Origin of the sequence: Streptomyces aureus (genome assembly GCF_000725495.1) — a bacterium.
Taxonomy (GTDB): domain Bacteria; phylum Actinomycetota; class Actinomycetes; order Streptomycetales; family Streptomycetaceae; genus Streptomyces; species Streptomyces aureus_B.
Map to the genome: position 1 here is coordinate 93,319 of NZ_JNZD01000018.1, position 24,226 is coordinate 117,544.

Consider the following 24,226-nt stretch of genomic DNA (forward strand, 5'->3'; position numbering starts at 1 on the left):
GGTGCTCTTCTTGCTTGTCCGCCGGGCCAGCGGGAAGTGCACAACGATGCCCAGCGAGCTGCCAACAGCCGCGCCGGCGTGGGCCGCTCCTTCTATCACCCTCGGTGACAGCGGCTGACAGTCGAGGCAGGTGCTCCGGCGGACGCCGGGCGGGGGTGCCGGCGGACGCGGCCCGGGTCAGCCCTTGGCGGGTTCCCCGGCCTCGATTCCGGCGAAGAACTCGTCCGCGAGGGCGCGTGCACCGATCAGGTTGTCGAGGGGTTCGCCGATGATGCGGCTCGCCAGCTCGGTGGCCAGTGTGAAGATGTCCTCACGCAGTTCGGCCTCCGCGATGATCCGGTCGGCCTCCAGTTGCGCCTTGGCCGACGCCACGAGGTCCTCGCGCTCCCTGACGCCCTCGGCGCGCAGGGCCGCGAGAAGGGCGGCTCCCTCTTCGGTCGCGGTCCCGCGGAGCCGGGCTGCTTCGTGGCGGGCAGTGCTGATTTCGGCCTGGTACTCGGAGAGGATGCGACGCGCTTCCTCGTTCAGTGCGACGGCCCGCTCGGCGGTGCCTTCGATCGCCTCGTCACGTGCCGCAAGAATTTTCTCCATGCGCGGAACCAGGACTTTCGCGAAGACGGCGAAGACCAGGGCGAAACTGATGAGTCCGACTATGAGTTCAGGGTGTGGCGGATTCAGAGGTCCCATGTGACGGATCGTACAGCGAGCGGGATCGAACAGGGACGGCGCCCTGACTTTTGATGTTCCCAACTTCCTTTTAATGTCGCGGAATTGGCTAGACATTGACCCGGCTGTATGGATGTGTATCCGGCCCCCTCAGGGCGTCGACGCTGCCCGATAGAGTGAGTCACTGTTTTATGGACGCCAACCAAAACGTTTAGCGTCCAGGCATGTATCGGCATGCATTGTCGCCAAGTGTCCATTTCCGCAGGTCACGGCGACTCTTAGCGATTTGCGGGTTGTGGGCGTCGGGTCCACCGCGAAAGCCGAAGAGGCCACCCTGGCCTAGGCGGAGGTGGCCTCTTCGGTACTGCTGATCACGTGCCGGGAAGGTTGAGGCAGCGGGTGTTCCAGCCGCGGTACGAAAGGGCGTCGGCTCGTTCGGCAAGCTCCAAGAGTTCGGCCGGCGCGTTCCTGCCTGCGATGAGCACCAGCTCGCGGATGCACTCTCGGACTGCGATGTGCGTGCGCACCGACTCCGGTGCCAGCTCCTCGGCGCGCAACAGGCAGTCGTGGCCTCCCCGATGTGACGCCGCTGAGTGTGGGCACGGCCCATGACCCTTCCCGCGCATTGGGTCACGACAGCTCGGGTCGTTCCAGCGGAGGAGTACGCGCACCTCATGCCGAGCAGCCGCGACCTGGCCCGCAAGACTCTCGGTCAGGCACTTCGACCGCCGCAGGACCCGCCGCGCTGAGGTCCCACAGAGGGCCCAGGCCGTAAAAATGCCCCCGCCCCGCGCCTTATGCGCAGGTCGGGGGCATGATCACGTTCTCTACTTCTTCTTGCCCTGGTTCTTGACCGCCTCGATCGCGGCCGCGGCCGCCTCCGGGTCGAGGTAGGTGCCGCCCGGGTTCAGGGGCTTGAAGTCGGCGTCGAGCTCGTAGGAGAGCGGGATGCCGGTGGGGATGTTCAGGCCCGCGATGTCGGCGTCGGAGATGCCGTCGAGGTGCTTGACCAGGGCGCGCAGCGAGTTGCCGTGGGCCGCGACCAGGACCGTGCGGCCGGTCAGCAGGTCCGGGACGATGCCGTCGAACCAGTACGGGAGCATGCGGACGACGACGTCCTTCAGGCACTCCGTCTGCGGACGCAGCTCCGGCGGCAGCGAGGCGTAGCGCGCGTCGTCGAACTGGGAGTACTCGGAGTCGCGGTCCAGCGCCGGCGGCGGGGTGTCGTACGAGCGGCGCCACAGCATGAACTGCTCCTCGCCGAACTCGGCGAGCGTCTGGGCCTTGTCCTTGCCCTGGAGGGCACCGTAGTGACGCTCGTTCAGGCGCCAGCTGCGGTGGACCGGGATCCAGTGGCGGTCCGCGGACTCCAGGGCGAGCTGCGCGGTGCGGATCGCGCGCTTCTGGAGCGAGGTGTGGACGACGTCGGGCAGCAGGCCGGCGTCCTTCAGCAGCTCACCGCCGCGGACAGCCTCCTTCTCGCCCTTCTCGTTGAGGTTGACGTCCACCCATCCGGTGAACAGGTTCTTCGCGTTCCATTCGCTCTCGCCGTGGCGGAGGAGGATCAGCTTGTACGGTGCGTCGGCCATGGCTCCGAGCGTAATCGAACCCCGCGACCCCTCGCTCCTCCGGCCATCAGTCGGACACCGGAGCCCCCGTACGGCCGTCCCCCGCCCGCTCCGGCGCCGTTCAGTTGACGGCATCTGTTAATTGAGTGGCTCTGCGAGGCGGGCGCCTCGTAAGTTGTGCTCACCGCCCGAGCCGCTTACATCCGTGGGGGACCCATGCCAGCCGCCGTCATGAGACGTGCCGTCCGCGAGACCGTCTCAGGACTCCCCCGCGAGTTCTGGTGGCTGTGGACCAGCACCCTCATCAACCGGCTCGGCGCCTTCGTCGCCACCTTCATGGCCCTGTACCTGACGCTCGACCGCGGCTACTCCGCCTCGTACGCGGGTCTCGTCGCCTCCCTGCACGGCCTCGGCGGTGTCATCTCCTCGCTCGTCGCGGGTGTCATGACCGACCGGTTCGGGCGGCGCCCCACGCTGCTCGTCGCGCAGGTGTCGACCGCGGCCTCGGTCGCCCTGCTCGGGTTCATGCACGACCCCGTGGCCATCGCCGCCGTCGCCTTCCTCGTCGGCATGGCCAGCAACGCCTCCCGGCCCGCCGTGCAGGCGATGATGGCCGACATCGTCCGGCCCGAGGACCGCGTCCGCGCCTTCTCGCTCAACTACTGGGCCATCAACCTCGGTTTCGCCGTCTCCTCGATGGGCGCCGGCTTCATCGCCGAGTTCAGCTACCTCGCGGGCTTCCTCATCGAGGCCGGCATGACCCTCGCCTGCGCGATCGTCGTCTTCGCCAAGCTCCCCGAGTCCAAGCCGGTGCAGGCCGCCAGGGACGCGGAGGCCCCGGTCGGACTCGGGACCGTGCTGCGCGACGGGCGGTTCATGAGCGTGGTCGGGCTGTCGTTCCTGGTCGCCCTCGTCTTCCAGCAGGGCGCCGTCGGACTGCCGGTCGCCATGGGCCGGGCCGGTTTCACCCCGGCCGACTACGGCACGGCGATCGCCGTCAACGGCGTCATGATCGTCGCCCTGCAGATCCCGGTCGGCCGCTTCATCGAGCACCGCGACCCCAAGTGGCTGCTCGTGATCTCGTCCCTGCTCGCCGGGTACGGGTTCGGGCTCACCGCCTTCGCCGGGTCGGTCGGCGTCTTCACGCTCACCGTCTGCGTGTGGACCCTCGCCGAGATCGTCAACGCGCCGACCCAGACCGGTCTCGTCGTCCGCCTCTCCCCCGTCCACGGACGCGGCCGTTACCAGGGCATGTACACCCTCTCCTGGGCCCTCGCCTCGCTCATCGCCCCGGTGATGTCCGGCGTCGTCATCGACCGCTTCGGCGCGGCCTGGCTCTGGGGCCTGTGCGCGGTGGTCGGCACGGCGGCGGGTCTCGGCTACGGACTGCTCATGCGCCGCCTCCCGGCGGAGGAGCCGGTACGGGAGACGGTCATGGAGTCGATTCCGGAGGCGGTACGGGAGTCCGTTCCGGAGGCGGTACGGGAATCGGTGGTACGCGATGTCGTGGTCCGGGAACCGGCGCGGGAGTCCACCCAGGCCGAGGCGAGCCGGGCCTGAGGCGCTCCCCGCGGGCCCGGCGGGCGCTCCCCGCGGACCCAGCGGGCGCGGCCCGGGCCTCGGGCTTACGGGCTCGCCCCACTTGACGGGCGTCGGGCACGATCGGCTCCGCCCCGACAGGCGCAGCCCCAGCTGGGGTGCCCCGGAGGCAGAGGCCCCGGCCCAAGGGCCCGGGGCCGACAAAGCCCCCGGCCAGGGCCTGCCGCGCCCGGGCACCCCGGACCACAGACGCCCCTGACGACCCCGGGGGCCACCTCACGGATGCATCCGCGCCCCCTTGACCACCTTGTCCACCGCGTTCCGCGGCCCGTACACCGCGAGTCCCACCAGGTCCAGCTCGGCGGTCGGCACCGCCCGTACCGCCGCGCGGTTGTCCCGGTCGTTGCCCGTGGCGAAGAGGTCCGACGTGAAGACCGCGCGCGGGAGCGCCCGGGACAGGGCGCGGGCGTGGGCGGCGGTCAGTGTCTCCTTCGACGCCTCCAGGACCAGGACCGGCTGCCGGAACATCGGCAGGTAGGAGACCCCGTCGGCGTCCTCGTACGGTTGCCCGATCACCTCGGGGACGGTGGTCCCCAGGCCGCTGACGAGGAAGGCGGTCACATTGAGCCGCTGCCAGGGCTCCAGGTCGTCACGCAGGACGACGGTGATCTTGGTGTCGAAGCGGACGGGTGCGGCCTCCGCAAGGCCCGTCCCACCCACCGCACCGCGCGCGGGCCCACCCACCGCACCGGGTGCGGGCCCGCTCGTCGTACCGGGCACAGGCCCATTCGTTCCGCCGCTCGCACCGTCACCGACCGGGCTCGTCTCGTTCTCGCTACTCATGCCATGAGACTGCCGACCTGCGTACGCCGTCGTCTTGTACGTTCTTTGCGTGACCACTCGGCGTGAGACCTCCGCGTGGCGCCCCGGCGTCCCGGGTGTCGTCGAGGTCTTCCACGCGCACTACACCGGGTACGCGTACCCGATGCACGTGCACGAGGCGTGGACCCTGCTGATCGTCGACGACGGCGCCGTCCGCTACGACCTCGACCGGCACGAGCACGGCACCCCGCGCGACACGGTGACCCTGCTGCCCCCGCACATCCCGCACAACGGCGCACCCGCCACCGAGCACGGTTTCCGCAAGCGGGTCCTCTACCTCGACGGCTCACGCCTGGCCGACGACCTCATCGGCCCCGCGGTGGACGGGCCCGATCTGGCGGACCCCGTCCTGCGGAGCCGCGTCGCCCGGCTGCACACGGCGCTCGCCCACCCCGGGGACGAACTGGAGGCGGACAGCAGGCTGACGCTGATCGCCGACCGGCTGCGCGGGCTGCTCCGCCCGCGGACGCCCCTCCCCACCCCGTACGAGGACCGGCCGCTGGCCCGCCGGCTGCGTGAACTCCTCGACGAACGGGTCGTGGAGGGGATCGCCCTGGAGGAGGCAGCCCGGCTCGTGCACGCCCATCCCGCGCACCTGGTACGGGCGTTCAGCGGCGCGTTCGGCATCGCCCCGCACCAGTACCTGATGTCCCGTCGCGTGGACCGCGCCCGCCGTCTGCTCCTCGACGGACGCCCGCCGGGCGAGGTCGCCGCCCTGACCGGCTTCTACGACCAGTCCCATCTCACCCGGCATTTCCGCCGGTTGGTGGGAGTGACCCCGGGACGCTACGCCCGCCCGTGAGATGGGGCAGAACCTCCCTGGGCGCGGGGGGTCAGCTGCTGGGGCGCTGCGTCAGGTTCGCGAACGCGTCCAGATTGCGCGTCGACTCACCCCGGGACACCCGCCAGGCGTACTCCTTGCGGATCGCGGAGGCGAACCCGAGTTCCAGCAGGGTGTTGAAGGCACCGTCGGCGGCTTCGAGGACGGACCCGAGGAGACGGTCCACCTCTTCCGGGATGACGGCGGCCAGCGGCAGCTTGCCGGTCAGATAGACGTCCCCGAGCGGGTCGACCGCGTAGGCGACCCCGTAGAGCTTGAGATTGCGCTCCAGGAGCCAGCGGTGGACCGCCGCGTGGTTCTCGTCCGGGTGGCGGATCACGAACGCGTTCAGCGACAGGGAGTGCTTGCCGACGATCAGCGAGACCGTCGTCGAGAGCTTGCGGGTGCCGGGCAGTTTCACGACGTACGAGCCCGCCGCGGGACTCTCCCACTCCAGCTCGGCCTCGGTGAGAACCCGCTCGATGATCGACCCTGCGTCAGCCATGGCCCGAGCGTACGTGACCGGCACCGGGGGCGACGCGCCCGGTGGCACGTGCGGGGACGGTGGCCGATGTCGGGGGTGCGTTCGGGGCTTGCCGACGGCGTGGGGGTGCGTGCGTTGCGCTCGTGGGGCGGGGTGGGTCCCGGGGGCGGGGCCGGTGGTCCCGGCCCCCACCCGTGTCAGGCGTGGTGGGGCCGCAGGCGGCACCCGTGGTCCCGGGCCGCCGGGCGCGTCAGGCGTGGTGGGCCCGGACTGCCCCGCGCGTCAGGCGTGATGAGCGCTCAGACGGCACCCGTCGCCCCGGACCGCCCCGCGCATCAGGCGTGATGCGCCCGCAGACGGCGCCGGTGGTCCTGGGTCGCCGCCGCGTACACGTCCGCCGTCTCCGCCGCCGCGGTGTCCCAGCCGAAGCGTTCCGCGTGCCGCGCCGCGGCGGCGCCCATCCGGGGCACCAGGCTCTCGTCGTCGGCGAACGCGCGCAGCACGCGCGCGTAGTCCGCGGGATGGTGGCCCTGGACGAGGAAGCCGGTCTCCTGGTCGCGCACGGCCACCGGCAGACCTCCGACCTCGGCCGCGAGCACCGGCGTACCGGCCGCCTGCGCCTCGATGGCCACCAGCCCGAAGGACTCGCTGTACGAGGGCATGACCAGCACCGAGGCGGCCCGGAACCAGTCCGCGAGCTGGTCCTGGCCGACGGGCGGCCGGAATCGCACGACGTCGGCGATGCCCAGCCGCGCGGCCAGTTTCTGGAGCCCTTCCGGCTTGGCGAGTCCGCTGCCACTCGGACCGCCCACCACGGGGACGACGATCCGGCCGCGCAGGTCGGGCCGCTCGTCGAGCAGCACGGCGACCGCGCGCAGCAGCACGTCGGGAGCCTTCAGGGGCTGTATGCGGCCCGCGAAGAGGGGGATCAGCGCGTCCTGCGGGAGACCGAGCCGCGCACGGGCGGCGGCACGGCCGTCGGCGGGACGGAAGCGGTCGAGGTTGACGCCCGGGTGGACGACGGCGACGCTGCCGGCCGCCGCCCCGTAGTGGCGTACGAGCTCGTCGGCCTCCTCCGCGGTGTTCGCGATGAGGCGGTCGGCCGCGCGGACGATCTGGGTCTCGCCGATGACACGGGCGGCGGGCTCGGGAGTGTCGCCCTCGGCCAGCGCCGCGTTCTTGACCTTGGCCATGGTGTGCATCGCGTGCACGAGGGGCGCGCCCCAGCGTTCCGCGGCCAGCCAGCCGACGTGGCCCGAGAGCCAGTAGTGGGAGTGCACGAGGTCGTAGTAACCGGGGCGGTGCCCGGCCCAGGCCTGCATGACGCCATGGGTGAAGGCGCACAGCTGGGCGGGGAGGTCCTCCTTGGCGAGGCCCTCGTACGGGCCCGCGTCGACGTGCCGGACGAGGACGCCCGGAGCCAGTTCGACGGCCGGGGGAAGGGCCCCGGTCGTGGCTCGCGTGAAGATCTCGACCTCGATGTTGATCGCGGCGAGCCGCTGGGCGAGTTCGACGATGTAGACGTTCATGCCGCCCGCGTCGCCCGTGCCGGGCTGGTGCAGGGGCGAGGTGTGCACGGAGAGCATGGCCACGCGCCGGGGCCTGCGGTGCAGTCTGAGCCGCGAGGCCGCCGCAGGTGAGCGACGCCCGAGCCTGCTGACGTACTGGCTCACGTGGCGGTCCTCCTCGCTTGCGGGCATGCCGGTCGGAGGACGTGTCACGCCCTCCAGCAGGTGGAACGCCACGGAGGCCCGCCCCATTTCCCCTTTGCCGAATCATTACCCCTTATCGCTCAACCGTTCGAGGTTCGGGTGCGTCTGCTTCTCCGTTCGCCCAGGTCACCGCCGGAGGCTTTCGGGGTCCGCCGCCCGGGGCGGGGGCCTGGTGCGGGGACCCGGGGCAAGGACAGGGGCGGGGGCAGGGGATCCGCCGAGGGGGCCGAGGTGGGCCGCCGCGGTGCGCGGCCGGTGGCGAGGCGCGGGGCCGAGGTCGAGGTGCGCCGCCGGGGCCGAGGTGCGGATCCGAGGTCGGCCGAGGTGCGGATCCGAGGTCGGCCGAGTGCGGCCGGCGGGTCGGTTTTCCACAGGGGCGGTCGCGTCGCGCCGAGGGTTGTCCACAGGGTCACCGGGCCTCGCCGGGGCCGCCTACTCTCGTACGCATGACGACCCGTCCCGCATCCCTCCCCCACTCTCGGCCCCGCTCGAGCGCGAGCACCGCCGTGGTGGGCACGGTGACGCGCGGGACGACGAACCCCAACCGCCTGCGCCGCATGGACCGCTGGATCGCGGCGGTGCACGGCGCCGAACTCCGCAGGGCGGCGGATCCGGTGGCCGTCGACCTCGGGTACGGCGCCGCGCCCTGGACCGCGGTCGAGCTGCTGACCCGTCTGCGCACCGCCGCGCCCCGCACCCGGGTCGTCGGCATCGAGATCGAACCGGCCCGCGTCGCCGCCGCCCGTCCGTACGAACGCGAGGGCCTCGCGTTCCGGCACGGCGGCTTCGAGGTCCCGGTACCGGGCCGGCCGCAGCTGATCCGGGCGGCGAACGTCCTGCGCCAGTACGACGAGGAGCAGGTCGCCGAGGTCTGGCGGCGGCTCTGCGCGAGGCTCGCGCCGGCCGGTCCCGGCACCCGGGGCGGACTGCTGGTCGAGGGCACCTGCGACGAGATCGGCCGTCGGCACGTATGGGTCGCGCTCGGCCCGGAAGGACCGCGCACGGTCACCTTCGCCACCCGGCTCGGGTCGCTGGACCGTCCGTCCGACCTCGCCGAGCGGCTGCCGAAGGCGCTCATCCACCGCAATGTGCCGGGCGAGCCCGTGCACTCCTTCCTGCGCGACTTCGACCGCGCCTGGGCTGCGGCCGCGCCGTACGCCTCGTACGGCGCGCGGCAGCGCTGGATACGGACGGTCCGCGACCTGACGGCCGACTGGCCGGTCGTGGACCGGAGCACCCGCTGGCGCCAGGGCGAAGTGACGCTTCGCTGGGAGGCGTTGGCGCCCAGGGTCTGACACTGCGCGCGCGTGCCGAGGGATGCCCGCGTGCCGCGGGCCCGGCGGGGACGCGGTGGCGTCCGGGAGACGGCCGGCGTGTGACCTGCGGGGAACGATCTCGGTGAGTCGCACGTCACACAGGCCGGGGGGTGAGATCGTCATGCCGACGGGGGCCCCGGGGAAGGGAGTTCCCGCCCTCCTCGCGCGCGAGGGGAAGGGAGTTCTTGCCCGGCTCTGTCGCATTGCGCGCCGACATGGCACGATCCCTCAGGCATCCACAAGTTACTGACGGTAAATCAGATGGGGGCGGGGATGGGATCCGGCAAGTGGAGTCTGACCACGGCGGCCATGGCGCTGGCCTGCGCATGCGCCTGCGTGGTGCTGGCGTCGCCAGGGACGGCCTACGCCACACCGGAACCGAAGCCTGCGCCGACCAGGACGCCCTCGGCGACCCCGACACCCGTCAGCAACAAGGACCTTGAAGCGGTCCGCAAGAAGCTCGACAAGCTCTACCACGACGCGGCGGTCGCCACGGACGCGTACAACGCGGCCGAGGAGAAGACCCGGAAGCAGTCCGCCGAGATCGTCGGGCTGGCCCAGCAGATCGTCAAGGGCCAGGCGAAGCTGGACGCGTTGAAGGACCGCGCCGGTGCCGCGGCCCGCGCGCAGTACCGGGGCGGCGGGCTGCCGCCCGAGGCGCGGCTGTGGCTGAGCGACGACCCCCAGCAGTTCCTGGACGGCGCGGGCCGGGTGCGGATGGGCGAGCACGCCACCAAGGGGCTGCTCGACGAGATGGCGCGCACCCAGCAGGACTTGCGCCAGTACGCGAAGGACGCCTCCACGCAGTGGCGGAAGCTGGAGGCCGACCGCGAGGTCAGGGCCGAGGCCAAGAAGAAGATCAAGCAGCGGATCTCCGACGCCGAGAAGCTGGAGTCCCGGCTGGAGAAGAAGGAGAAGGAGCGGCTCGCCAAGCTGGAGGAGGAGGCCGCCCACCAGGCGCAGACCGTCTGGCTGAGCTCCGGCGTCCTCTCCGACATCAAGAGCGACGCGTCCGAGCAGGGCAAGAAGGCCGTGAAATACGCGACCGATCAGATCGGCAAGCCATACGAGTGGGGCGCCGAGGGCCCGAAGACGTACGACTGCTCGGGGCTCACCTCCCAGGCCTGGGCCGCGGCCGGCCACCCCATCCCCCGCACCTCGCAGGAGCAGTGGAAGCAGCTCAAGCACGTCGACATCAAGGACATGCGCCCCGGCGACCTCATCATCTACTTCGACGACGCCAGCCATGTCGGGATGTACATCGGGGACGGCGCGATCGTCCACGCCCCGCGCCCCGGACGCACGGTGACGATCACGGGGGCGGGTTCCATGCAGATCCTGGGGGTTGTCCGGCCGGACGCGTAGTCCCGGTCGGGTGGTTCCGGTGCGTGGTCTTGGACGCGTGGCCGGGTGCGGTGCGTGGCCGGGTGCGGTGCCTGGCCGAGCGGGTGGCCGGGCTCCCGGACGCGTGGCCGGGTGCGTGGCCGGGCGGGTGGTCCGCGTGTGGCTGGGTGAGTCGCCCGGCAGGCGGCTGGGCCTGTGATCCGGCGCGCGTCGGGGCGCGCGGCCGGGCCGGTGGTCCGACTTGTGCGGCAGCGCAGGGGCGGCGCGTGACGCACCGCACGTGACCTGCGGCACGGCGGCTTCCGCTCCTCGTCCCCGGGGACGTGACCTTCGTCATCCCGGCAGGAGCCGCGTCCTGTCCAAGTGCGGTACGGGATGCGGCATATGACGGTGGCCCTTTGCCCGGCGCCGCGCCGTACGCCATTCCGCTGCGGCACCGGCGGGCGCTATGGTCCCCGTCGGTGGGTCGAGGTCCTTCGCCCACCACGCCCTCGGGGGGAGGGAAGGAACCCAGACGATGCCCGTACCCGTACCGCGGCAGAGAGCGATCCCGGCCGTGGAGAGTGGTCAGGCTCAAGCCGTGTTCTCACCCGGCGGCCCATCCGGAGACATCACCGGCGGCCCCGCCGGCACCGCAACGGAAGCCCGCGCCACGACCTCGATCACCGGCACCACCCATCTGACCCTCCTCGTCATCGAAGACGACCCGGCGGGTTCGCTCGGCGTGCCCGAGATGCTCGACGCGGCCGGCAAGCCGATCCGCGTCCGGACCGCCCGCAACCTCACCGAGGCCGAGCGGCTGCTCACCGACGACGTCCACTGCATCCTGCTCGACCTCGCGCTGCCCGCGCCGGGCCGGGCGGCGGAGGGCACCGACGAGCTGGCGACGCTCAAGCACGTCCTGCGGCTCGCCCCCGGCCACGCCGTCCTCGCGCTCACCGCGTCCGGCGACGCCGAGCGCGGCACGGAGGCGGTGCGCGTCGGCGCCCAGGACTATCTCTTCCGCGACGAGCTGGACAGCCGGCTGCTGAGCCGCGCGATCCGGTACGCGGTCGAGCGGAAACGTTCCGACAAGGCCGAACGCCGGCTCACCGAGTCCAAGCTCCGCGCTCAGGAGAACGCCCGCCTCGAGCGCGGGCTGCTGCCGACCCCGCTCCTGGAGGGCTCCTCGCTGCGCTTCGCCGCGCGCTACCGCCCGGGCCGCTCGCGCGCGCTGCTCGGCGGCGACTTCTACGACACCGTGCGCACGGCCGACGGCACGGTGCACGCGATGATCGGTGACGTCTGCGGGCACGGTCCTGACGAGGCGGCGCTCGGTGTGGAGCTGCGCATCGCCTGGCGCGCGCTGACGTTCGCGGGGCTGTGCGGGGACGAACTGCTCTCCACCCTCCAGCAGGTGCTGGAGCACGAGCGCGAGAACGACGAGATCTTCGCGACGCTGTGCACCGTGGACATCGCGCCGGACGGCCGCCGTGCGGGGCTCTGTCTCGCCGGGCACCCGGCGCCGCTGATCGCCCGGCCGGGCCGGCGCGCCGAGCTGCTGCCGTACGAGAACAACGGGCCCGCGCTCGGTCTGCTCCCGAACGCGCGCTGGCCGCGCATGCAGGTGGAACTCGGTGCCGCGTGGAGTCTGATGCTCTACACCGACGGTCTGATCGAGGGGCACACCGGCGTGGGCAAGGAGCGGCTGGGGCTGGACGGCATGGTGGACATGGTCCGGCGCCAGCTCGCGCAGGGGCTGCAGGGGGAGGATCTGCTGCGGGCTGCGGTGAACGAGGCGCGCGAGCTCAATGGTGGGGAGCTGGCGGACGACGTGGCGGTGCTGCTGCTGGACCGGCTCCCTGGCCGTCGCTGACGTCGGGCTCGGCGGTTCGGGTCCGGTGCGGGTCCGGGCCGGTTGCGTCGCGGGTCCGGGCCGGTGGGTGGGTCGGGGCCGCGCCGGTACATCCGCCCGTGTCCGAATGGATCCCAGGGGCGTTGTGAGGCGCGGGTTGCTTCCGATCCGTCCGGATACGGGCATCTGATGTACCGGCACGTCCCCTCGCGCCGGATCCCGGCTGCGGGTGCGCGGTGGCTGACGCCCGTCGTGACGGGGTCGTGGGCTTCGCGTGGGCGCCCGGCTGCGGGTGAGTGGTGGTGAGCGTGCTCAGTCCGTCCCGGGCCCGGAAAGGGTTTACCTGCCGCCGTTGTACGGGCCGTACGGGCCGTCGCTGCTGCTGCCGCCTCGGCGGCCTCGGCCGCCGCCGGAGACCTGGCGCAGGGCGGGGCGGACGTCGACGAAGAAGACGATCGTGGCGACCAGGCCCGCGAGCTGCAGGAAGAGGTACGGCGCCAGCAGGTTCACCGCGACGGTGACGCCGAGGATGATCAGCCAGAACATCTTGTTCTGCTTGTCGGCGGCGCGGTAGGCGTCCTCGCGGGCGATGGCGGCCAGGACGAAGGCCACCACGGCGAGTACGAGGATGGCTGTGAAGATCAGCCACATCAGACCGCCGAATGCCGTCATCAGCACAATGCCCACCGCCCCGATCGAGTCGTCTGTACGGCCACCGTACCCGGAGAACGGGCCGGGAACTCAGAGAGTGCCCGGCCCGTCCGCGCACGGCGGAATCATGTCTCCGCGCTCGGCTACTTCGCGGGCGGAGTCGTCTTCTTGGCGACCGGCTTGCGAACCGGGGCCTTCTTCACCGGGCTCTTCTTGGCGGGGGCGTCCTCGGCGGCGGCCGCCGGCTTCGCCTCTTCCTTGACCTCGACCGGCTCGGCCTTCGGCTCGACGGCGATGGCGAAGTCCTCGATCTCCTCGGCGGCCTCGCCGCGCCAGGTCCGCACGGTCTGCTCGCCGTGCTCGGCGACCTTCTCGTACGTCTCGCGGGCCTTCACGGCGTACTCGGCGGCGACGCCGACACCGCGCAGGGCGAAGTCCTGGGCGGACTCGCCGAGCTTCTTCAGGTCGGTGTCGAGGGTGCTGAGGATCTCCGTCACCTTGGCCTGCAGGCTCTCCTGCGCCACCTTGGCGCGGGCGGTGGCCTTCTCCTGGACGGCGTTGGGGTCGATGTTCTTCACGTTGTCGATCCGGCCCGGGGCCTCGGCGCGGATCTGCTCCACGATGCCGGGGACCTTCTTCGCCTGCTGAACGGCCAGGTCGGCGGTGCCGGCGAGGAAGTAGAGCGGGGTCGGGTCCGTGGCGGCCTTGCGGATGTCGTCGGTGATGGCCATGGCGATGGTCCTCCCGTGATCGCTTTCAGCTGAGGGTTTGATTGGTCCGCAACGCGGTCAACTCGCGGTCTGCTGCGGACCGGCATCGCTGCCGTCGGCCGTGCGGGGGCCTCGGACGGCGGTGTCCGGTGAAGGCTGGGTGTCCTGCGTGTCCTGAGTACCGGGTGCGCCGGTGCCGTGACCGGTCTCGTCCGCCGGCGCGACCTCGAATCCGTTCTCCTTGCGGAAGGACTCGTAGATCTGGAGCAGCACCTGCTTCTGCCGCTCGTTCAGCGTGGGATCGGCGAGGATGACTGCACGCGTCTCCACCTCGTCCCGGTCCCGCTCGGCGTCGAGGATGCCGGCCCGCACGTACAGCGTCTCGGCGGAGATCCGCAGCGCCTTGGCGACCTGCTGGAGCACCTCCGCGCTCGGCTTGCGCAGCCCGCGCTCGATCTGGCTCAGATACGGATTGGACACCCCGGCGGCGTCGGCGAGCTGCCGCAGCGACAGCTGCGCGCTGCGCCGCTGTTCCCGCAGGTACTCACCGAGATTGCCGACGTTGAGCGATGCCATGCCCCCACCATGCCCCACCCTCGCTAACTTTTGCAAGCACCCGCTTGCAAAAGTGTGTCACGCCTCCAGGGCACGGCCGCCCTCTCTCACTCCAGTGCCTGGTCAGGGCCCCTGCGGGTCAAAATCCAAGTGCCTGTGAGCCGTTCCTCACTCCTATACTCGTGCGAGTTCATGGACGGGGAGGTGGAGACGGTGAAGCTTGCCGAGGCACTGGCGGAACGTGCGGAGGCGACGCGCCGCGTAGAACAGTTGCGAGCGCGCGTCGTCAGCAGTGCGCGGTACCAGGAGGGGGAGACACCCGCCGAGGATGCCGCCCAGTTGTTGGCTGAGGCCGGTGAGGTGCTGAGCACTCTGGAAACGTTGATCCGGCGGATCAACCGGACCAACGCCACGGTGGAGATGGGTCCCGACGGGACGCTCACCGATGCCCTCGCACGCCGGGATGTCCTGCGGTTGCGTCACTCCGTGGTCACCGCGGCGGCGGATGCGGCAGCGGGTAGCGGCGAGCGGGGATACGGCCGGCAGCTCCGGTCGGAGCTGATGATGCTTTCCGCGCTTCCGGTCGCGGAACTGCGCGGTCAGGCAGATGCCCTCGCGCGGGAGATCCGCGAGGTCGACGTGCGGATCCAGCGCACGAACTGGGAGGTGGATCTGCTGGACTGAGTAGCCCAGCAGACAAGGACGATGTGGAGCAGGTAGCCGCTTCGGAGGCGTGCACACACCGAGGGCCGGCGGATTTCCGGCCCACTCCTGGCGCGTGAAGAGCAACGCGGGGGTTCGACTCCCCATCAACAGTGCAGCTCAGCATGGCGTACAGGTAAAGGTGCACATCGCACAGCACATCACCACGTGCAGATCCGAAGCGGTGAGGGCGGGTTCGGGGCTTTCCACATCGCAGCACCATGGACAGCTGAGCCGTCCCTTGCACCTTCACGCCTACCGGGCCAGTGGCCGGAGGGGAAACATCACGCTCAGCCTGGGCAGTTTGCGCATCGCCTCGTCTTCGCATCGCACGTCCCACCGCTCGCCTCGGGGCCCTGGATCGTCGGCTGCAGCGCCCTGCTCGACTTCGACGGCTTCATGGAATGCGTCGCCGCACTCGTCATCAGTGCCGGTGAGCAGTCCATAGGCCTCCATGGCGACGTAGTCGAGACACTCCCAAGCAGTCCGGGAACGGACAGCGGCGGAACCTGTACAACTGTTCGATGTCGGCGTGGGTCTGGACTACGGAACTGCGACACCCGCAATTCGCCTTCTGTTTCCCCCACTTCATCCCAGAGGTCGCCGCATGCCCCGCTCCGGACCCACCCTCCGCACCCTTCGCACGGCCGTCGGCGTTCTCGGCGCCGGTGCGCTGATGACGTTGGGCAGCGCGCCCTGCGCCATGGCCGACGGCTCCGGGACCGGGCTGGTGCTGAACGTCTCGCCCGTCGACGGAGTGAAGCCGGGAAGCACCTTCGATGCGCCGGCCACCTTCGGCACCACGGGCGCCAAGGCGCTGGACAAGGTCTATGCGTGGTACTACGTCACCCGGGGGCTGGACTTCGCCGACGTGCCCTCGAACTGCGTGCGGTGGGACATCGGCGAGTACGACGAGTTGCCGCCCAGAACCCTGCTGACCTGCGAGTTCGACCAGACCGTCGAGCCCGGTGTCGTCTACGCCCCCGACAAGCTGCCCATCAAGGCCCTCGACAAGGCGCTGCACGACCGGCTCACCGTCGAACTCTGGGACTACGAATACCCCGGCGGCGATGAGTACGCCCACAGGCCCGTGCGCGGAACCGCTCCTGCATCGAAGCTGGTGGAGCGGCCCGGCGCCGTTCTGTCCGGCAGCGGCTCGGAGGGCCACGCCGCGGCCCGGGTGTGGGTGAACGCGGTGAACACGGCCGACTACCAGGTGTCCGGAACGGAACTGAAGGGCCGGGTCGGCGACACGGTCGACGTCAACGTGAAGTTCACCAACGCCGGTCCCGCGTGGGTGCTGAGCATGCCGGACCTGGTGCCGACCAGGACCGTGATCAAGATCCCGGCGGGTACGACCGTGGTCAAGGGACTCAAGTACTGCGACACCCCGGCAGCCGGTACCTACTCCTGCGGCGTCGCTCAGTTCTGGGTGAACGAGGGCCAGGTGAACACCTACTCCTTCAAGCTGAAGATCAACAAAGCGGTGGCGGGAGCCAAGGGCTCGGTGGCCCTCAACGCCGAATCCCGCCCGTACGACGTGAACAAGGCGAACGACAAGGCCGACATCCTGCTCCGCGTCGAGGGCGGCAGCGGGACGACGGGTGGCAGCGGATCGGCGGGCGGTGGCTCGGCGGGGGGTTCCGGGGCGACCGGCGGGAGCGGCGGGAGCGGCTCCGCGGGCGGGTCGGGCTCCACCGGCGGGAGCGGGACGACCGGGGGATCCGGGACGGCCGGCGGCGGTTCGGGAACCACCGGCGGCTCCTCGGCCAACGGATCCTCGGGGAGCACCTCCGCCACGGGTGGCGACCTCGCCGCCACCGGTTCCGGACCGGCGCTGCCGCTCGTGGGCGCCGCGGCGGCGGCCGTGGCGGCCGGTGCGGGCGCGGTCGTGCTCGTACGTCGCCGCGCGGCCCGGCGGTAACCAGTACGGCGCGCGGACCCGAGGGCGTCCCGTCCAGGGCGGGACACCGGCAGTCGGCCGGCCTGTCCCACCCTGGACACGCCGGAAGTCGGCCGGCCGGCCCTGGGCACGGGCCACGTCAGGGTCACCAGGGCAGCGGGCGGGCGTGGATCACGTCCAGGCGCGAGACCGCGCGGGTCAGCACCACGTAGAGCCGGTGCAGACCGCGCGCCTCGGCCTCCGCGATCGCTGCCGGTTCCACCGCCACGACATGGTCGTACTCCAGGCCCTTGGCCAGACTCGCGGGCAGCACCGCGATCCGGGCGCCGGGCTCGTCGGCCCCGGCGAAGGGGATTCCGGCCGCCGCGAGCGCCTCCCGCACCCTCGCGGTGTCCGCCTCCGCCGCGATGACCCCGACGGACCCCTCGGAGCCCAGGGCCTCCCGTACCGCCGCGACGGTCTCGGCCGGCAGGTCGGACGTCGGCCGGATCCTCAACTCGCCGTCCCTGCGCAGCGACCGGGCCGGGGGGACGGCCACGTCCAGAAGGCCGAGCACCCGGTTGGCGAGTTCGACGACGGCCCCGGGCACCCGGAACCCGACCGTCAGCGGAACGACCGCCGCGTCCGGCTTGCCCAGATGGGCGAGGAGTTCGCCCCAGTCCCGCGCCGCCCAGGGGGTCGTGCCCTGCGCGAGGTCCCCGAGTACGGTCAGCGATCCGAAGGACGCCCGCCGCGCGATGGCCCGGCATTCCATCGGCGACAGGTCCTGCGCCTCGTCGATCACCAAGTGGCCGTATCCCTCGGGGTGTTCGATCAGCCCGGCGATCTCGTCGAGCAGGACGAGATCGGCGGCCGACCACCGCGCGGACTTCCACGACCGCGGCGGCTTCGCCCACAGCACCGCCTCCCGCTCCTGCGCGTCGAGGATCCCCCCGGCCGCCCGCTCCAGCGCCCCGGCGTCGGTGAGGAGCCGGGCGAGCAGTTCTTCGGGGCGCACCCGGGGCCACACCGCGTCGACGTACGCGCCGACCGGACGGGCCCGCGAGATCCGCTGCGCCCAGGCGTTCGTCTGCGGCCCGGCCCGCAGTTCGGCCCGCTCCCGCACGTACCGCACGACCCGGGTCCGCACCCGCTCGCGCCCGACGGCGTACGGCGGTTCCTCGGCGCGTACGTCGTCCACGATGCGGTGCAGTACGGCGACGGGGACGCGCCAGCGGTACGTCCCGTCCGGCACGGCGAGGTCGTCGACGGGTGTCCCGATGTTGCCGTAGAGGGCCCGGCGCAGCACCCGTGCCATCCGGGCGTCGTGCTTGACGGCCGCGGCCCGTTCGCCGTCCTCTCCGGTCACCGGACGGACGGCGATCTCCTCCCCGATCGTCGACTGGCGCACGCCGGTCTCCCCGAGCGAGGGGAGGACCTCCGCGATGTACGACAGGAACGTGCGGTTGGGGCCGAGGATCAGCAGGCCGCCGCGCCGTACGCGCTGCGGGTGGGTGTAGAGGAGGTAGGCGGCGCGGTGCAGGCCGACGGCCGTCTTGCCGGTGCCCGGGGCTCCCTGCACACAGACCGAGGAGGCCAGTTCGGCCCGTACGAGGTCGTCCTGTTCGGGCTGGATGGTGGCGGCGATGTCCCGCATGGGGCCGACGCGGGGGCGCTCGATCTCCTCGGCGAGGATCGAGCCCGCCGGTGCCCCGGCCACGCCCTCGGCGCTCCCGCCCACGGCCGATTCCGTCGGCCCGGCCGCGAGGGGTTCGTCCTCGAGACCCGTGAGGTCGGCCGAGTTCCCGCTGCCGCCGGGGGCCCAGCCGAAGCGGCGACGGACGGCGACGCCCTGCGGGTCGCGGGCGCCCGCCTGGTAGAAGGCGCGCGACACGGGGGCCCGCCAGTCGACGACGAGGGGAGGGGCGGCCGGGTGCTCCCTGATCCGCAGCCGCCCGATGTGATAGCTCTGCCCGGCGTGGTCGCCGGCCGCGCCGGGCGTGTTCTGGAAGTCCAGCCGGCCGAAGAACAGCGGACCCCGGGGCAGCTCCCGCATCTCCTTGGCCTTGCTGCGCAGCTGATACCCGAGCACTTCGGCGTCGGCGCCCGAGGCGGAGACGTCCTCCCCGGTGACGACGTGCTCCTGCGCACCGTCGACCATCGCGGCGAGCGCCGCCCGGCAGACCTCGTGGTACGCGCGTTCGCGGGCGAGGGAGCGGGCGAGCGAGCGGTCGGCGGACGGGAGGTCCGGGGCGGGGAGGCCCGGGGCAGGCCGCGGGGCGGGGCCAGGGTCGGGAAACGTCATTCCATCCACCGTACCGGAATACTTAACCGGGTAACACTTTTAACCCAGTCACATCATAGTGGGTGGTGGTCGGGACGGGTGGGGGCATGAGTGGGGCCCAGCCCGGTGCGGGGCGGGTGCGGGTGCCGTAGGGCGGGGGTGCGCGCCGGTGGGACATGAGGGGTCGGGCGGAACGGACGCCGAAGCGCGGGGCGGGTCCGGCGAGGCGCCGGACAGGCGACGGAGACGCGGAGTCGCGGAGTCGCGGAGTCGCCGAGTCGCGGATCAGGCGAGCTCGGGGAAGGCCGCCGCCAGCCGGGCGAAGGCCTGCTCGGCCGCCGCCTCCGCGCCCGGGCGTACGGCCGCCACCGGTTCCCCCGCCGCGATCCGCCGCAGGTTCTGCTCGGCGAGGATGCGGCGCACGGCCGTGATCTGCCCGGCGGCGAGCCGCGCGTCGGACCCGGAACCCAGGGGCTCGGCGAGAGCTTCGGCGAGCGCGGCCTCGGACCGCTCCAGGTAGCCGTACATGCGCGCCACCAGCGACGGCGTCCCGTAGAGCAGCTGGTGGAAGGCGAGAACGGCGGGGTGATCGTTGAGACCGGTGACGGGGTCCTCGCGGCGCAGACCGTCGAGGAAGTGCGCGCGCAGGGCGTCGATCGCGGAAAGCCCGGCGACCCGGCCCTCCCCGACGACCCGTGCGGCCTCGGTCTCGTGGTCCGCGAACCGGTGGAGGACCAGATCCTCCTTGGACGGGAAGTACCGGAAGAGCGTCGGCTTGGAGATCTCGGCGGCGGCCGCGACCTCGGCGACGGACACGGCGTCGAACCCCTTCTCCAGGAAGAGGCCGATGGCGATGTCGGAGACGGACTGGTACATCCGCCGCCTCTTGCGCTCGCGCAGTCCGGTGTCACTCATACCCACGAGCCTACGCACCGGTCGGGGCGCGGACGGCTACCGCGCGTCGGGACTCTGGGCCCGAGCCTCGAGCCACTCGCCCAGTGAGGTGGTGACCTTCTCCATGGGCGGCACCTCGCTCCCCAGCGGTTCCGCCCCGGCGGCCAGCACCGTCAGGATCCTGTCACCCGCCGCATCGAGGAGATCTCCATCGACCGCCCCGCCCACCTCCTCCAGCGACAGCGCCGTCCTGATGACGTCGGTGAAGACGGACTGAGCCTGCTTGAAAGCGAGCAGCTTCGGCAGGTCCGCCTTCCAGCCGGCCGAGCTGCCGGGGGCGACCCTTTCGACGGCCTCGCACCAGTGCTTGGTCATCCAGCGCTCCTGGTCCGCCGGATACCGCATCAGGTACAGATGGGTGGCCAGGTCGTAGAGCGGGTCGCCGAACATCGCCAGCTCCCAGTCGATCGTCCAGAGCCGGCGCTCCGCGTCGACCACGAAATTCTCGCGGTGCAGATCAGCGTGCAGGAGACAAAAAGGGCGTGCGGTCAGTCCTGAGACGCGTTCGCGAAGGATCCCGAAAGGATCGCCGTCCAGACCGAGGCCGCGAAAAAGGACCTCGTCCTGCATATTCCTTCGGTATACCCCGTCTTCCGTGAACACGATGAGCCGCTCCATAAACCCGGCGGTATTGCCGTCGGCGGGCCGATCCTCGGGCACGCACGTCCGTTCCACGTCGAGCGAACCGATTTTGACGCCGGCCAACTGCCGGAAAAGGGCGACGATTTGCTCGAAGAGGGCGAATGGGATCTCAGTGCCGGATCCATGCAATGCGCCCAGCGTCGTTCCCTCGATGAACCGCTGGAGACTGGCGGAACCGGCCTGGATGAGGCCGGGAACACCCTCGATCCGCCCGTCCAGCGCGCGGAGCACCTGCTCTTCGGACGCGAAACAGCGTCGGTCGAACCACAGGGGGTCGGGTCGCGGCTCGCGGCATTTCCAGCGGCCCTGTTCGGCTCCCTTTACCTCGGCCGGCAGCGGGATGACATACGTCTCATGGTGGTAGCCCTGGAGCGGCCCTTCGACCAAGCTCTCGTCGCCACTCAACTCAACGGCTCGCTCACGAGCCAGGGAAGTCGTTCCGGGGGCCATTACCGTTCTCTCACGCTGCCGCAGATCAAAGAGAAAAGAGGGGAGAACGGTACTCCGTCGCCACTCGCGCATGGGCATGATTCCAGAAGAGCGGCCGCCGACGCGCGAGTCGGCCCGTCATTCACCCCCTCGGGGCAGCGCACGCCCTTCAGGTCCGCTCCCTCAACTCCGCCCCCTCAAAACCCGGAGCACCGTCTCCAGCGAGTCCACCACGTGCTCGGCCCCGGCCTTGCGGAGCTGCTCCTCCCTCTCCTTGTTACGCGCGTAGCCGAGGAACGGGACCCCCGCCCCCTCGGCCGCGTGCAGGTCCGAGGTGGTGTCGCCGATCATGAGTGCCTGCGAGGGGGCCGCGCCGAGGGCGCTCAGGGCCCGGTTGAGGCAGTTCGGATCGGGCTTGAGGTGGCGCAGGTCCTGGGTGCGGCCGTAGATGTGGGGCGTGAAGCAGTCGGCCAGGCCGCGGCCGTCCAGGTAACGGGCCGCGGTCAGGGGCGAGTTGTTGGTGGTGATGGCCAGCCTGACGCCGACGGCCGTCCAGGTCCGTATCAGCGCGTCGGCGTACTCGGTGGGCCAGGCCTTGTCCACCGCCTTCAGCTCCTGCTGGGTGAACCTCGCCTCCAGTTCGGCCACCAGGTCGCTGCGCGGTCGGCGCCGGTCGACCGCGTGCAGCACCGCCAGCGGATCGGGGTGGTCCCGCTCCTCCCGGGTCAGCAGGCCGCGCATCCCCTGCCGTTCGAGCCACTCGACCAGATCCCTGGCCACCCTCTCGGCGGCGTGCCCCGCGTACAGCCGGCAGACCGGCCCGTCGAAGTCGAAGAGCACGAAGCGTGCCCGGTCGATCGCCTTCCGCAGGTTCTCCGTCTGAGTCGCCACCACATCAGTCTGCGTCGTATCAGAAGTCACTAGGAGAGTTTCAGGTCCGTGGTGATGGTTTCCCAGAGGGCGTCGAACCACCTCTGAGACTCCTTCACAAACGCGGCGTCCCGGCCTCCGGCCTCTTCGTCGAAGGAGAAGAGCAGGGACTCGGCACCGAGGGTGTCGTACATGTCCAGCGTCTCCTCGTCCGAGATCTCCTCCTCGCGCCTGGCGATCATGTAGTAGGCCATCAGCGCCTCCGTCCCGTTCAGCAGGTACAGCTTCACCGGCGGGGTGAACGGCAGTGCCCGGAAGGTCACATGGACCTTGATGCCGTGGGAGGAGCGCAGCGCCTGGAGGTTGTGCCGCAGGACGTGGCCCTGGGCGTTGCGCTGCTCCAGCCAGCGCTTGTGGACGGGGTCCTCGTCGCCGTCGCCGTCGACATCGACGGAGATGGGGAACGCCAGGTTGATGTCCCTGCTGGGCAGGAGGATCCGGACGTCGATGCGCTCCGGGCGGATCTTTCCGTCGTGGATCTGGCGGACCAGCTCACCGAGCGCCAGCGTCAACGTCTCCGCGGTGAGGCAGGCCGCGTCGATGCGCACATGGGGAACGGAGAACGCCGCGGCGAGACGCGGGGCGAGGCCCACCATGGTCGGCTGCGGCCCGTTGCGCTGGGGAGTGACGTCCGCGATCCGGGGCGGGCTGCCCTTGCTGACGTTGCTGAGCAGTCCCGCCTGCTGGAGCTCGCGCAGGGCGAGGCGGACCGTGCCGCGCTCGACGCCGAACTCCTCGGCCAGTCCCGCCTGGGTGGGCAGCCGGTCGCCCGCCTTCAGCTCGCCGGAGCGGATGCGCTCCCGCAGGACGTCGGCGATTTCCTGGGGCGAACGCCTTCTGTCGCTGTCACTCACCACAACGTTCTCCTGAGTCACGACCAAACGGTACAACTCTGCCCCATCTTTGGGGAGTTACTCGAAAGTTGTTTATGGATACTTACCAAGTGGGGACAACCTAACCAGAGTTGGTTGCCAACTTGGCCAAGATGGCGGAAGTTTTGCCTCCCCCTCGTCCATCGACGGCATCGATCACCCCGAGCACGTCACCGAAGAGAAGCAGGAGGTACCACCATGCCCGCCGTCACCCTCCTCTCCGCCGTCTTCGTCGTCGGCTTCGAGCAGCTCGTCCACTGGCAGTACGGGCCGACCGGCATCGTCGGTCTGCTGCTGCTCAGCGTCGGGATCAAGGCGAAGAACGCCACATGCAGCTCCATCGGAGCCGCGGTCCTGGCGCTGCTGGTCGCGGGGCCCGCCCTCAGTTCGTGATCAGCAGTTCGGAGCTGATGGTCCGCCACAGCGCGTCGAACCAGAGGTGGGACTGCTCCACGAACGTGGTGTCCCGCAGTCCCGCCTCCTGACCGAAGGGGAACAGCATCGACTGCGTGCCCTGGGCGTCGTACAGCTCCAGGTACTCGTGGTCGATCTCCTCGCCCCGCCGCGCGAGCGTGTAGTACGCGAACAGCGCCTCCGCCCCGTTGAGCAGGTACAGCTTCACGGGCGGGGTGAAGGGCAGCGCGCGGAACGAGACCCGCACGTCGATGCCGTGCGTGGCCCGCAGCGCGAGCAGATTGTGCCGCAGCACCCGCACCTGGGCGTTGCGGTGGGCCAGCCAGCGGCGCCGCGGACGGTCGTCCGCCATGTCGTCGACCAGGGCCGGGAACGCGAGGTCGATGTCCCGGCTGGGAAGCAGCACCCGGACGTCGACCCTGGCCGGTTTTATGCGTCCCGCGTGAATCTCGCGCAACGGCTCGCCGATGGCGAGGGTGAGCGAGACCGCGGTCAGACACAGCGCGTCGATCCGCACGTGCGGGGCCGCGAAGGCCGCGGTGATCCGCGGGGCGAGCGCCACCATGGTGGACTGCGGCAGCGCCTGCGGCCCGGTCAGGGCCTGCTCGGGATGGTCCGCGACCGTCGCCGGGCTCCCCTTGGACACGTTGACGAGCAGGTGCTCCGACTGGAGGACGCGCAGCGCCTGGCGCACCGTGCCGCGCTCGACGCCGAACTCCACGGCCAGTTCCGCCTGGGTCGGCATGCGCTGGCCGGCCCGCAGCTGACCGGACCTGATCCGGCTGCGCAGCTCGTCGGCCACCTCGCGGTGAGACCTCGGCGGCCGTGGTGACCTGTTCCGTCCGTTGACGACGGCATGCTTCGGCTCCACAACCAGAACCCTACAACTTCCCGCCATCTTTGGGCAGTTGCTCGATAGGTGGTTATGAGTCGTCCCAACACGGAGATAACTAGGAGTGAGTTGGTCGCCAACTTGCACAACATGGTCAAACTTCAGGAGGGTTGGCCGCCGAAGGGTCGCCTGGTCACCAGGTGG

At 71.0% G+C, this 24,226-nt stretch carries 23 protein-coding genes; 8 read left to right on the top strand and 15 right to left on the bottom strand.

The features are described 5' to 3' along the window. Positions 1-177: 177 nt before the first annotated feature. The 3 genes from IO36_RS22375 to IO36_RS22385 all read right to left on the bottom strand — a co-directional run bounded on the left by IO36_RS22375 (position 178) and on the right by IO36_RS22385 (position 2,255). The gene (locus tag IO36_RS22375; protein WP_051900818.1) at positions 178-687 is read right to left on the bottom strand and encodes a F0F1 ATP synthase subunit B family protein; all 510 of its coding nucleotides are present in this window, start codon (positions 685-687) and stop codon (positions 178-180) included. A gap of 350 nt (positions 688-1,037) precedes the next feature. Further along, entirely contained in the window at positions 1,038-1,223 is a 186-nt protein-coding gene (locus IO36_RS22380) for a hypothetical protein (protein ID WP_037622344.1), read from the bottom strand. A 270-nt stretch (positions 1,224-1,493) separates the two neighbouring features. Continuing rightward, positions 1,494-2,255: a phosphoglyceromutase gene (locus IO36_RS22385; RefSeq protein WP_037622345.1), complete on the bottom strand. Its 762-nt coding sequence runs from the start codon at positions 2,253-2,255 to the stop codon at positions 1,494-1,496. 195 nt (positions 2,256-2,450) lie between these two features. On the opposite strand from IO36_RS22385, the gene IO36_RS22390 reads away from it, so the two are divergent. After that, the gene (locus tag IO36_RS22390; RefSeq protein WP_209441247.1) at positions 2,451-3,794 is read left to right on the top strand and encodes an MDR family MFS transporter; all 1,344 of its coding nucleotides are present in this window, start codon (positions 2,451-2,453) and stop codon (positions 3,792-3,794) included. A 255-nt stretch (positions 3,795-4,049) separates the two neighbouring features. Here IO36_RS22390 and IO36_RS22395 read toward each other — a convergent pair whose 3' ends face one another. Continuing rightward, positions 4,050-4,493, bottom strand: a complete 444-nt coding sequence (locus IO36_RS22395; protein ID WP_037622347.1) for a DUF2000 domain-containing protein — start codon at positions 4,491-4,493, stop codon at positions 4,050-4,052. Positions 4,494-4,665: 172 nt separating this feature from the next. Here IO36_RS22395 and IO36_RS22400 point away from each other — a divergent pair, with 172 nt between their 5' ends. Next, positions 4,666-5,457, top strand: coding sequence for a helix-turn-helix transcriptional regulator (locus IO36_RS22400; RefSeq protein ID WP_037622348.1), 792 nt, complete (start codon positions 4,666-4,668; stop codon positions 5,455-5,457). Positions 5,458-5,488: 31 nt separating this feature from the next. Here IO36_RS22400 and IO36_RS22405 read toward each other — a convergent pair whose 3' ends face one another. Continuing rightward, positions 5,489-5,980, bottom strand: coding sequence for a type III secretion system chaperone family protein (locus tag IO36_RS22405; protein WP_037622349.1), 492 nt, complete (start codon positions 5,978-5,980; stop codon positions 5,489-5,491). Positions 5,981-6,294: 314 nt separating this feature from the next. Further along, complete coding sequence (gene mshA, locus IO36_RS22410; RefSeq protein ID WP_209441248.1) at positions 6,295-7,632, bottom strand: D-inositol-3-phosphate glycosyltransferase; 1,338 nt, start codon at positions 7,630-7,632, stop codon at positions 6,295-6,297. A gap of 596 nt (positions 7,633-8,228) precedes the next feature. On the opposite strand from mshA, the gene IO36_RS22415 reads away from it, so the two are divergent. The 3 genes from IO36_RS22415 (at position 8,229) to IO36_RS22425 (ending at position 12,186) form a co-directional block, all read left to right on the top strand. Beyond that, complete coding sequence (locus IO36_RS22415) at positions 8,229-8,966, top strand: class I SAM-dependent methyltransferase (RefSeq protein WP_245173425.1); 738 nt, start codon at positions 8,229-8,231, stop codon at positions 8,964-8,966. Between the two features lie 294 nt (positions 8,967-9,260). Further along, entirely contained in the window at positions 9,261-10,352 is a 1,092-nt protein-coding gene (locus IO36_RS22420) for a C40 family peptidase (protein WP_037622350.1), read from the top strand. Between the two features lie 496 nt (positions 10,353-10,848). Then, positions 10,849-12,186 carry a PP2C family protein-serine/threonine phosphatase gene (locus IO36_RS22425; protein ID WP_037622351.1) on the top strand — a complete coding sequence of 446 codons (1,338 nt, stop codon included), beginning with the start codon at positions 10,849-10,851 and terminating at the stop codon, positions 12,184-12,186. Positions 12,187-12,504: 318 nt separating this feature from the next. On the opposite strand, the gene IO36_RS22430 is transcribed toward IO36_RS22425, so the two are convergent. The 3 genes from IO36_RS22430 to IO36_RS22440 all read right to left on the bottom strand — a co-directional run bounded on the left by IO36_RS22430 (position 12,505) and on the right by IO36_RS22440 (position 14,102). Then, complete coding sequence (locus IO36_RS22430) at positions 12,505-12,843, bottom strand: DUF2516 family protein (protein ID WP_037622352.1); 339 nt, start codon at positions 12,841-12,843, stop codon at positions 12,505-12,507. A gap of 116 nt (positions 12,844-12,959) precedes the next feature. Then, complete coding sequence (locus IO36_RS22435) at positions 12,960-13,547, bottom strand: ATP-grasp domain-containing protein (protein WP_037622353.1); 588 nt, start codon at positions 13,545-13,547, stop codon at positions 12,960-12,962. 57 nt (positions 13,548-13,604) lie between these two features. Next, positions 13,605-14,102 (bottom strand): helix-turn-helix domain-containing protein, encoded by a 498-nt coding sequence (locus IO36_RS22440; RefSeq protein WP_037622354.1) that lies wholly within the window; start codon positions 14,100-14,102, stop codon positions 13,605-13,607. Between the two features lie 192 nt (positions 14,103-14,294). Here IO36_RS22440 and IO36_RS22445 point away from each other — a divergent pair, with 192 nt between their 5' ends. Next, complete coding sequence (locus tag IO36_RS22445; RefSeq protein ID WP_037622487.1) at positions 14,295-14,765, top strand: DIP1984 family protein; 471 nt, start codon at positions 14,295-14,297, stop codon at positions 14,763-14,765. Between the two features lie 625 nt (positions 14,766-15,390). Beyond that, a complete protein-coding gene (locus IO36_RS22450; RefSeq protein ID WP_037622355.1) occupies positions 15,391-16,707 on the top strand; it encodes a hypothetical protein in 1,317 nt (438 codons plus the stop codon). Positions 16,708-16,831: 124 nt separating this feature from the next. Here IO36_RS22450 and IO36_RS22455 read toward each other — a convergent pair whose 3' ends face one another. The 5 genes from IO36_RS22455 to IO36_RS22475 form a co-directional block, all read right to left on the bottom strand. Further along, a complete protein-coding gene (locus IO36_RS22455) occupies positions 16,832-18,970 on the bottom strand; it encodes a HelD family protein (protein ID WP_051900820.1) in 2,139 nt (712 codons plus the stop codon). Positions 18,971-19,234: 264 nt separating this feature from the next. After that, positions 19,235-19,864 (bottom strand): TetR family transcriptional regulator, encoded by a 630-nt coding sequence (locus IO36_RS22460; protein WP_037622356.1) that lies wholly within the window; start codon positions 19,862-19,864, stop codon positions 19,235-19,237. 36 nt (positions 19,865-19,900) lie between these two features. Beyond that, the gene (locus tag IO36_RS22465; protein WP_245173416.1) at positions 19,901-20,950 is read right to left on the bottom strand and encodes a phosphotransferase; all 1,050 of its coding nucleotides are present in this window, start codon (positions 20,948-20,950) and stop codon (positions 19,901-19,903) included. A 207-nt stretch (positions 20,951-21,157) separates the two neighbouring features. Next, positions 21,158-21,946: an HAD family hydrolase gene (locus IO36_RS22470; protein WP_078943367.1), complete on the bottom strand. Its 789-nt coding sequence runs from the start codon at positions 21,944-21,946 to the stop codon at positions 21,158-21,160. Further along, positions 21,895-22,785 (bottom strand): GntR family transcriptional regulator, encoded by an 891-nt coding sequence (locus tag IO36_RS22475; protein ID WP_037622362.1) that lies wholly within the window; start codon positions 22,783-22,785, stop codon positions 21,895-21,897. Before IO36_RS22475 ends, IO36_RS22470 begins: the two co-directional genes overlap by 52 nt. A 189-nt stretch (positions 22,786-22,974) precedes the next feature. Between IO36_RS22475 and IO36_RS22480 the strand changes: the two genes are divergently transcribed. After that, complete coding sequence (locus IO36_RS22480; protein WP_037622364.1) at positions 22,975-23,169, top strand: hypothetical protein; 195 nt, start codon at positions 22,975-22,977, stop codon at positions 23,167-23,169. Here the strand turns inward: IO36_RS22480 and IO36_RS22485 are convergent. Continuing rightward, complete coding sequence (locus tag IO36_RS22485; protein WP_078943368.1) at positions 23,159-24,088, bottom strand: GntR family transcriptional regulator; 930 nt, start codon at positions 24,086-24,088, stop codon at positions 23,159-23,161. The two genes, IO36_RS22480 and IO36_RS22485, sit on opposite strands and share 11 nt — an antisense overlap. Positions 24,089-24,226: the final 138 nt, after the last annotated feature.

Coding starts and splice junctions, on each gene's coding strand:
- IO36_RS22375 (WP_051900818.1), bottom strand. CDS start 687: ATGGGACCTCTGAATCCGCCACACCCTGAACTCATAGTCGGACTCATC.
- IO36_RS22385 (WP_037622345.1), bottom strand. CDS start 2,255: ATGGCCGACGCACCGTACAAGCTGATCCTCCTCCGCCACGGCGAGAGC.
- IO36_RS22390 (WP_209441247.1), top strand. CDS start 2,451: ATGCCAGCCGCCGTCATGAGACGTGCCGTCCGCGAGACCGTCTCAGGA.
- IO36_RS22405 (WP_037622349.1), bottom strand. CDS start 5,980: ATGGCTGACGCAGGGTCGATCATCGAGCGGGTTCTCACCGAGGCCGAG.
- IO36_RS22415 (WP_245173425.1), top strand. CDS start 8,229: ATGGACCGCTGGATCGCGGCGGTGCACGGCGCCGAACTCCGCAGGGCG.
- IO36_RS22420 (WP_037622350.1), top strand. CDS start 9,261: ATGGGATCCGGCAAGTGGAGTCTGACCACGGCGGCCATGGCGCTGGCC.
- IO36_RS22425 (WP_037622351.1), top strand. CDS start 10,849: ATGCCCGTACCCGTACCGCGGCAGAGAGCGATCCCGGCCGTGGAGAGT.
- IO36_RS22435 (WP_037622353.1), bottom strand. CDS start 13,547: ATGGCCATCACCGACGACATCCGCAAGGCCGCCACGGACCCGACCCCG.
- IO36_RS22440 (WP_037622354.1), bottom strand. CDS start 14,102: ATGGCATCGCTCAACGTCGGCAATCTCGGTGAGTACCTGCGGGAACAG.
- IO36_RS22450 (WP_037622355.1), top strand. CDS start 15,391: ATGCCCCGCTCCGGACCCACCCTCCGCACCCTTCGCACGGCCGTCGGC.
- IO36_RS22455 (WP_051900820.1), bottom strand. CDS start 18,970: ATGACGTTTCCCGACCCTGGCCCCGCCCCGCGGCCTGCCCCGGGCCTC.
- IO36_RS22460 (WP_037622356.1), bottom strand. CDS start 19,864: ATGAGTGACACCGGACTGCGCGAGCGCAAGAGGCGGCGGATGTACCAG.
- IO36_RS22480 (WP_037622364.1), top strand. CDS start 22,975: ATGCCCGCCGTCACCCTCCTCTCCGCCGTCTTCGTCGTCGGCTTCGAG.
- IO36_RS22485 (WP_078943368.1), bottom strand. CDS start 24,088: ATGGCGGGAAGTTGTAGGGTTCTGGTTGTGGAGCCGAAGCATGCCGTC.